At 43.7% G+C, this 7,183-nt stretch carries 7 protein-coding genes; 4 read left to right on the top strand and 3 right to left on the bottom strand.

Annotated elements, in window-relative coordinates; translation table 11 throughout:
* Positions 1-77 precede the first annotated feature (77 nt).
* A complete protein-coding gene (locus tag FC98_RS03675) occupies positions 78-518 on the bottom strand; it encodes a VOC family protein (protein ID WP_008858173.1) in 441 nt (146 codons plus the stop codon).
* A gap of 182 nt (positions 519-700) precedes the next feature.
* Here FC98_RS03675 and FC98_RS03670 point away from each other — a divergent pair, with 182 nt between their 5' ends.
* Entirely contained in the window at positions 701-1,264 is a 564-nt protein-coding gene (locus FC98_RS03670; RefSeq protein WP_008858174.1) for a DUF2179 domain-containing protein, read from the top strand.
* Here FC98_RS03670 and FC98_RS03665 read toward each other — a convergent pair.
* Complete coding sequence (locus tag FC98_RS03665) at positions 1,261-2,139, bottom strand: ribonuclease H family protein (RefSeq protein ID WP_056949212.1); 879 nt, start codon at positions 2,137-2,139, stop codon at positions 1,261-1,263. The two genes, FC98_RS03670 and FC98_RS03665, sit on opposite strands and share 4 nt — an antisense overlap.
* A gap of 125 nt (positions 2,140-2,264) precedes the next feature.
* On the opposite strand from FC98_RS03665, the gene FC98_RS03660 reads away from it, so the two are divergent.
* On the top strand, positions 2,265-2,756 hold the full coding sequence (locus tag FC98_RS03660; protein ID WP_008858177.1) for a hypothetical protein: 492 nt from the start codon (positions 2,265-2,267) through the stop codon (positions 2,754-2,756).
* Between the two features lie 274 nt (positions 2,757-3,030).
* Here FC98_RS03660 and codA read toward each other — a convergent pair whose 3' ends face one another.
* Complete coding sequence (codA, locus tag FC98_RS03655; RefSeq protein WP_054654439.1) at positions 3,031-4,272, bottom strand: cytosine deaminase; 1,242 nt, start codon at positions 4,270-4,272, stop codon at positions 3,031-3,033.
* Between the two features lie 138 nt (positions 4,273-4,410).
* Here codA and FC98_RS03650 point away from each other — a divergent pair, with 138 nt between their 5' ends.
* Together FC98_RS03650 and FC98_RS03645 are read left to right on the top strand one after the other, a co-directional pair.
* Positions 4,411-5,748 (top strand): TrkH family potassium uptake protein, encoded by a 1,338-nt coding sequence (locus FC98_RS03650; protein ID WP_054654422.1) that lies wholly within the window; start codon positions 4,411-4,413, stop codon positions 5,746-5,748.
* Between the two features lie 446 nt (positions 5,749-6,194).
* Positions 6,195-6,860: a potassium channel family protein gene (locus FC98_RS03645; protein WP_008858181.1), complete on the top strand. Its 666-nt coding sequence runs from the start codon at positions 6,195-6,197 to the stop codon at positions 6,858-6,860.
* The last annotated feature ends 323 nt before the right edge of the window (positions 6,861-7,183 follow it).

The following is a 7,183-nucleotide window of genomic DNA, read 5'->3' as shown; positions in this document are numbered from 1 at the left end:
CCTCCCTCAAAAATCCCAAGCCCAGGGATTTTTGAGGGAGGCAACTTAGGCTCCGACTTCTAACCGCTTTGCTCCACTCACTTAATTTCATTAAAAATCCAAGTAATCCCATACTTATCAACAATTTGGCCGTACTTGTCCCCTGACGATTTCTTTTCAAACGTCACGATTACCTTAGCGTCTTCCGACTCGGCCACCTGTTTGTATAGGTTCTCCAGATTAGTTGATTCATCTGAATCGTGCATATCTACTTGAAGCATCAGCGAAATCAATGACGAAATTACCGGCTTGCCCATAAAGCTATCAGCACAATTAACTTCTTGTCCCAATATCTTAAAGCTTGCCCGCAACGTCAAATCTTCGAGGTTAACGTCTTTGTTCAACGCCATCTCGTCAGCCTGCTTTTCGGTCGGTGCCTGCCGGGTTACGTCCGTGACACCAAATACCCGTTGATAATAATCAAGGGCACTTTTCGTATTTTCAAAAGTTAAATATGGAATTAATTTGGTATTATTCATTAGGTCAACAACCCTTACTTTCAGATATTATACAAAATTTAGAATACCGTTAATTACGATAGTTGTCAATGTTAACCAGCCACTTGAGCCTTGCTGTAAAGCTTTGTAACGCATATATTAACTAACTTATTACCCAAAAGTGATACACTATTCACTAAATACAATTGGGAGGCAAAAAACCGATGGAACTTGCAATCACAATTTTTGTTTTAAACGCTTTATATATTTCAATTAATACTTTTAGAACGATGCTGGTAGTTAAAGGGCACCAATACCTCGCGCCAATTGTCGCTGTCTTTGAAGAGTTCATCTACGTTATGGCCTTAGCGATTGCTTTGCAGCACATTGACAGCCCGTTAAATATCGCCGCTTATGCGATCGGGTTTGGTGTTGGTATCTATATTGGCATTATCATTGAAGATAAGATTGCCTTAGGATATGTCAACTTTGAAGTCACCGTTCAAATCGATCCGACTAACCCAATTCATGCTCACAACGAAGAACTCGCTGAACACCTTAGAGATCTGGGATACGGGGTTACCGTCACCCGCGCTCAAGGGCGTTCTGGTGCTCGACTTGTCCTGAGCATCTTAGCTCCTCGAAAGGCCGATCGACGTCTAATGGAACAAATTCAAGAATTATCTCCAGATGCGTTTATTATGGTTCAAGAGCCAGTTCAGCTTGCAGGTGGCTTTTGGAGCAAGGAAGTTGATCATCGTTATCATCACGTCAATAAAAGGCCTTAATCATTATCGTCAAATAAGCCTAACTGTTTCAAATTATTTTCAATAGCCTGCACTGATTCTTTGGTACCATGGTTGGCCTTTGGCTGGTTTGTTGATGGCGTCTTGGGTGCTGCTGACTTAGCAACTGGTTTACTTGTGGGTTGGTGGCCGGTTATCCGAGGCGCTTTCGTTGTCATTTTATCCATTGTCTTATTAAGCAGCTTGTCGACGAATACGTTTCCTTCATTGTCCGCGTGGCCTTTAGTCCAATATAGTTCTAAGTGGGAAAAATGGCGCAGTTCACCTGCGAGTGCTTGCCATAATTCCTTGTTTTCTAACTTCTGGCCACCACTGCGGGTCCATCCGCGCCGTTGCCAGCCATTAAGCCAATGCTGGTTAATGGCGTTTAGGACGTATTTAGAATCTAAAACGGCGTGAATGTGGTTATCTTGAAGCTGGTGAGCGTTTAGATACGCCAAGGCCTTGTAAAGCGCCATGATCTCCATGCGATTATTGGTGGCCCCTAGTTCGCCGCCGGAATCGGAGAATCGGTTATCAACAGTCACAATGAGGTATGCCCATGCCGCCTTATCGCTAGCTTTAACATGACCGCCCTTCACGTTACCATGATTTCTAGACCCACCATCTGTATATAGGATAATGTCGTCATCCGTGGCACTAGGCAATTTCTTGGTTGGCTTAGTAACTGCATGGCGTGCTTTAGCTGGCTTGTGGCTTGGTTCCGCTAATTCACCGTTCAGGTATTGGGTCGCTTCAGATTGAGTCTTGAAGCTTTTAAACTTTGCATTTGGATAGCCTTTGACTTGTTTCTCGGCTTCGGGCCAGGTCGTAAAAATACCGGTAGTGCGACCCTTTTTAACTGCATAATATTTCATTTGAAAAAATTCTCCTAATTGCATAATTTTTTATCAAAGTGTTAATAATTAGTTATAATGTTTCTACCTACTTTCCAATTAGATAAATCTATGCGAAAATAGATTACAAAAGGGGGCAAAATTACATGACCCAGACAAAAGCCACATTGATCTCGGTAACGGAGGCAACAGCCCTCTTAAAAGACCGTTCAGATCAAATAAACGAACGTTTCCCGCAACTGAAAAATAAGGGTAAGTATATTCTACCTGATTATCGGTTAACGCGAAAACGGGAAGCATTCAAAATTCGCAAGCATACATTTTTACAACGTCATGCTCGTTCTTACGTTGCGTTTGATTCAGAAAATGGCCAGACACTTTGGATGCATAATTTTCCAAGCCTGACTGAGTCGCTATTTTGGTTAGATACGGGGCTCAAACCAACTGATACCGACACTAACACATCTTACAAGCAGTGGAAAGTGAAACATGAAGATGATATCAACGCTCTTAAGGACATTTTAAGGGAACGGTCACGAAAGCGAAAGGAAGCTCTAGCGGCAAAAAAAGCATCGGCCAAGAAACCGGCAGTAGCAAAGAAGTCGCCGGCGTTGATGAAGAAGTCGAAAAAACTATAGTGAGCGGAGCAAAGCGGTTAGAAGCTGGAGCATAAGTTGCCTCACTCAGAAATCCCCGGGTCTGGGATTTTTGAGTGAGGTAGCTTATGTGCAAGCTTCTGCTTTGCGGAGCGGTCCTACTGGAATATAGCCAGAATAGTCTTCGGAGCGACCTCAATTATATCAAGAAAAGAGAGACCCACTCCAACGGCCCAAATTCTTCAAAATACAAACAAAAATCAGTTATCCCATTCTCGGGGGTAACTGATTTTTTATATTCTAAGTGATCTTTGAACTAACCCTTAAAATGATTATGCACAGTCTTAGGCGCCGTTTCAACTAACACTTCGCCCTTATGAATCGAATAAAGAATCTCTGAGCGTTCATTCAAGGCATTATAGAAATTATTGTTATTCATAATGATGCAATTAGCCGGCTTGCCGACTTCAATTCCATAATGATCGGTAACGTGCATTGCTTTGGCAGCGTTGGTTGTCACAAATTGGTAAGAATTCATAATGTCGTCATATCCCATTAAATGACCAACGTGAATTCCCATTTCCACTGGATCAAGCATATTGCCGTTCCCCATTGGGTACCAAGGGTCTTTCAAATCATCCTCACCAAACGCTACGTTAATCCCATCTTCTTTTAACTCCTTAACCCGGGTCATCCCACGCCGCTTTGGATAAGTATCAAATCGGCCACCAAGATTCGTGTTAACCAGCGGATTCGCAATGAAGTTGATGTGGGACATTTTCAATAGTCTAAATAATTTATACGTATAGGCATCGTTGTAAGAACCCATCGCAGTCGTATGGCTGGCCGTCACCTTATCACCCATCCCACTTTCGAGGGCTAAGGTTGCCAATGTTTCAAGGCTGCGCGACTGAGGGTCATCAATTTCATCACAGTGAACATCAACCAACTTGCTCTTTTGTTCAGCCAATTTCATTAAGAACTTGAGGGATTCAACCGCATATTCATGGGTAAATTCAAAGTGAGGAATTCCCCCAATAACATCGACACCCAAATCAGCGGCCTGCGTCATTAGCTCTTTGCCATGGGGAAATGATAGAATCCCCTCTTGTGGGAAAGCCACCAATTGAAGCTCAACTTGATCCTTAATCTCCTCACGAACCTCAATCAACGCCTTGAGTGCAGTCAGATCAGGATCAGTTACGTCAACGTGGCTGCGGATAAACTGAATTCCGTTGGCAACTTGAATCTTAATCGCCTTTTTGGCCCGCGACTTCACATCTTCAACGGTCAGCTTTTTCTTGCGTTCACTCCAAATCCGAATGCCGTCAAACAAAGTTCCCGTCTGGTTCCATTCCGGATCACCAGCGGTTTGGGTCGCATCCAAATGAACATGGGGATCAACAAATGGTGGCAGCATTAGTTTATCCGTCGCATCAATGACCTTCTCATCAGCAATTGCTTCAATCGTTGGCGCAATTTTAACAAACTTACCATTTTCAATTTGAACATCGCTCGTTTGGTGATCGTTTTGAATATGAACATTTTTAATTAACATGACGTAAATCCTCGCAATCGTTATTTTCATAGCTAATTTCCATCACTATTATAGCTTATTTTTCACCGATTCGTTGGGGCGTTCAGACAGAATGTGCGATAATAAACGCAGACAATCTATTCGAAAGGTTCTGATCCATTGGCATCTCGCTTTCGGCTTGCTTTACCCCAAATCTTAACGCTCGGCTTTTTAACCATCATCTTGATTGGGACAATCCTACTTTCCCTTCCCGTTGCTAGTAAATCCGGCCACATGACCAGCTACATCAATGCATTCTTTACGGCAACGTCCGCGACCTGCGTCACTGGTATGACCGTTGTGAACACCGCATTGCATTGGAGCTTATTCGGTAAAATCGTTATCCTAATGCTTGTTGAAATCGGCGGCCTGGGGTTCATGACGTTTGCCGTTTTATTGTTTGTGTTTATGCGCCGCAAAGCTGATTTAACGACCCAATTGTTGACCCAACAATCATTGAATCTTGAGTCATTTGGAAACACGAGAAGCGTTGTTTTCTTAGTTGTCAGGCTATCATTAGCCATTCAGCTGCTAGGGACCATCTTGATCTTTGTTGATTTCTACCCACGGTATGGATTTCTCAAAGGGCTAGGCTATAGTATCTTCCATTCAATTAGTGCATTTTGTAACGCCGGCTTCGATTTATACGATAATAGTTTGGTTCGTTTCCAAAACGACCCCTACCTATTGTTTGTCCTAACCTGCTTGATCATTTCAGGTTCACTGGGCTTTTTGGTCTGGAAAGACATTCTGCTTTATCGTCAAGAGCATTATCTAAGCTTACATACTAAGCTGGCCCTGACCACCTACCTGGGCCTAATCGCTATTAGCTTCATAGTCTTTTTACTCACGGAAGCTAATTTTAGCAGTCAAACCCATTTGAGTCTCTTCGACAGACTGATGAATTCCTACTTTTTCTCGGTAACGCCACGGACTGCTGGTTTTTACACCGTTCCACTCAATAAAATCTCAATGGGTGGCATCTTCTTCACCATGATCTTAATGCTAATTGGCGGGACGCCCGGTTCAACGGCTGGTGGGATTAAAACAACCACGGTGGGCATCCTCCTAATTAGGGTCTGGGCAACGTTGCGGGGAAAGCGGGACGCAACGTTTTGGGGCCGCCGTTTCTCCAATGATAACGTCTCAAAATCACTCACGATGGTGTTTCTGGTTATTGTCGTCTTATCAGTCGCAACGTTGATATTAACGTTCACGGAAAAAATTCCAAAAACATATGGCTTGGAATACATCCTATTTGACGTTGTTTCGGCGTTTGGGACAACTGGTTTAACTCTGGGACTAACGCCAAATTTAAGCTTCATCGGCAAGTTAATCTTCGCCGTATTAATGTTCATGGGCAGGGTTGGCGTCTTCACGGTAATGTATTCACTGTTAACGTCAAAACGGCCAGAAGATGCGTTTAGGTATCCGGAGGAGAATGTGATGATCGGCTAGAGTGCGAAACCAAGCGGTTAGAAAGCGGAGCCTAAGTTAGGCCGTTCAGAAATCCCGGGTTTGGATTTTTGAACGGCCTAGCTTAGGTGCAGCTTTCTGCTTGGTGTAGCACATTTCCACTATGTTAAAAAAGGAACTATCCTAGGCTTGACTTTGAGTGACGTAGCTTATGTGCAAGCTTCTGCTTTGCGGAGCGGTCCTAAAATAAGTGCGCGGAGCAAAGCGGTTAGGAGTCGAAGTGTAAGTCTCCTACCGAGAAAATTCACGGGTTTGGAATTTTTTCGGTAGGTGCTTACATGCAGACTCCTGCTTTGCGGAGGTCCTAATCTGTGTTGCCAGAAACAAAGCAGCTATAGAGACTTACGTACAGATTTCTATTTTGCAAGGCAGACCTAATCTATATAACACCATATACCCCCCAACAACTTTCCCAAAGGAGATTTCACATGAAGAAAAATTATGCCGTCATCGGCCTGGGCCTCTTTGGCAGCAGCATCGTTAACACCCTGCTTGCCCATAACCAAGAGGTCCTAGTTATCGACAAAAATGAAGAACGAGTAAATGAGTTCCGTGACGTTGCAACCGAAGCAATTGTTGCTGACACCCAAAACGAGTTAGCCCTCAAGCAGCTTGGAATTGGTAACTTTGACAATGTTTTCGTTGCAATTGGAACTGACCTTGAAGCTAGCATCATGACAACCATGATTTGTGAAGAATTAGGAGTCAAGAAATTGATCTGTAAGGCTGAGAATGCTCGTCATGCCAAAGTGCTTGAAAAGCTTGGCGCAGACGAAGTCATTCAGCCAGAACGTGACATGGGTAATCGAATTGCGTTACATGTACTAGAGCCCAAAATTCTAAACGACCTCAAGCTTCGTGGTGAATTGGCCGTTGTTGAATTTGAATTATCCAATCCCAAATTCTTCAATAAATCGCTTCAGGAACTTAATTTCACTAATCGTTACGGCATCCAAGTAATTGCTCTTTCCCATGTCAACGAGACGGGCGCAGAGATCCCCAACTCTGAGACGGTTACTAAAAAAGGCGATATCGTCACCGTTATTGGAACGGAAAAAGACGTTGAGAAGTTTGAGGATTTGGCAACAAAATAAGTGAGCGGAGTCAGGCGCTTAGAGTGCGGAACCAAGCGGTTAGAAAGCGGAGCCTAAGTTAGGCCGTTCAGAAATCCTGGGCTTGGATTTTTGAATGGCCTGGCTTAGGTGCAGCTTTCTGCTTGGTGGAGCACGTTTCCACTATGTTGCCAAAGAAATAGAAGTCCCTGTTTTGGGGGGATTCCTGTTATTAATACACGCAGGTCACTGCAACACCGCCCTAATTCATGTCACAAAAGAACCATTACCTTCCCCCCCAATTTTAGATTATTCGGAAAATAACTACTCACCAGCCTCTAAGGCTCCGCCAAGTGTCAGCGGGG

Source organism: Lentilactobacillus kisonensis DSM 19906 = JCM 15041, assembly GCF_001434135.1.
Classification (GTDB): domain Bacteria; phylum Bacillota; class Bacilli; order Lactobacillales; family Lactobacillaceae; genus Lentilactobacillus; species Lentilactobacillus kisonensis.
This window is presented reverse-complemented; position numbering and strand designations above follow the sequence as displayed.

What these genes read in the sequence shown, in the direction of transcription:
- FC98_RS03645 (WP_008858181.1), top strand. Translation starts at nt 6,195, where the DNA reads ATGAAGAAAAATTATGCCGTCATCGGCCTGGGCCTCTTTGGCAGCAGC.
- codA (WP_054654439.1), bottom strand. Translation starts at nt 4,272, where the DNA reads ATGTTAATTAAAAATGTTCATATTCAAAACGATCACCAAACGAGCGAT.
- FC98_RS03660 (WP_008858177.1), top strand. Translation starts at nt 2,265, where the DNA reads ATGACCCAGACAAAAGCCACATTGATCTCGGTAACGGAGGCAACAGCC.
- FC98_RS03665 (WP_056949212.1), bottom strand. Translation starts at nt 2,139, where the DNA reads ATGAAATATTATGCAGTTAAAAAGGGTCGCACTACCGGTATTTTTACG.
- FC98_RS03670 (WP_008858174.1), top strand. Translation starts at nt 701, where the DNA reads ATGGAACTTGCAATCACAATTTTTGTTTTAAACGCTTTATATATTTCA.
- FC98_RS03675 (WP_008858173.1), bottom strand. Translation starts at nt 518, where the DNA reads ATGAATAATACCAAATTAATTCCATATTTAACTTTTGAAAATACGAAA.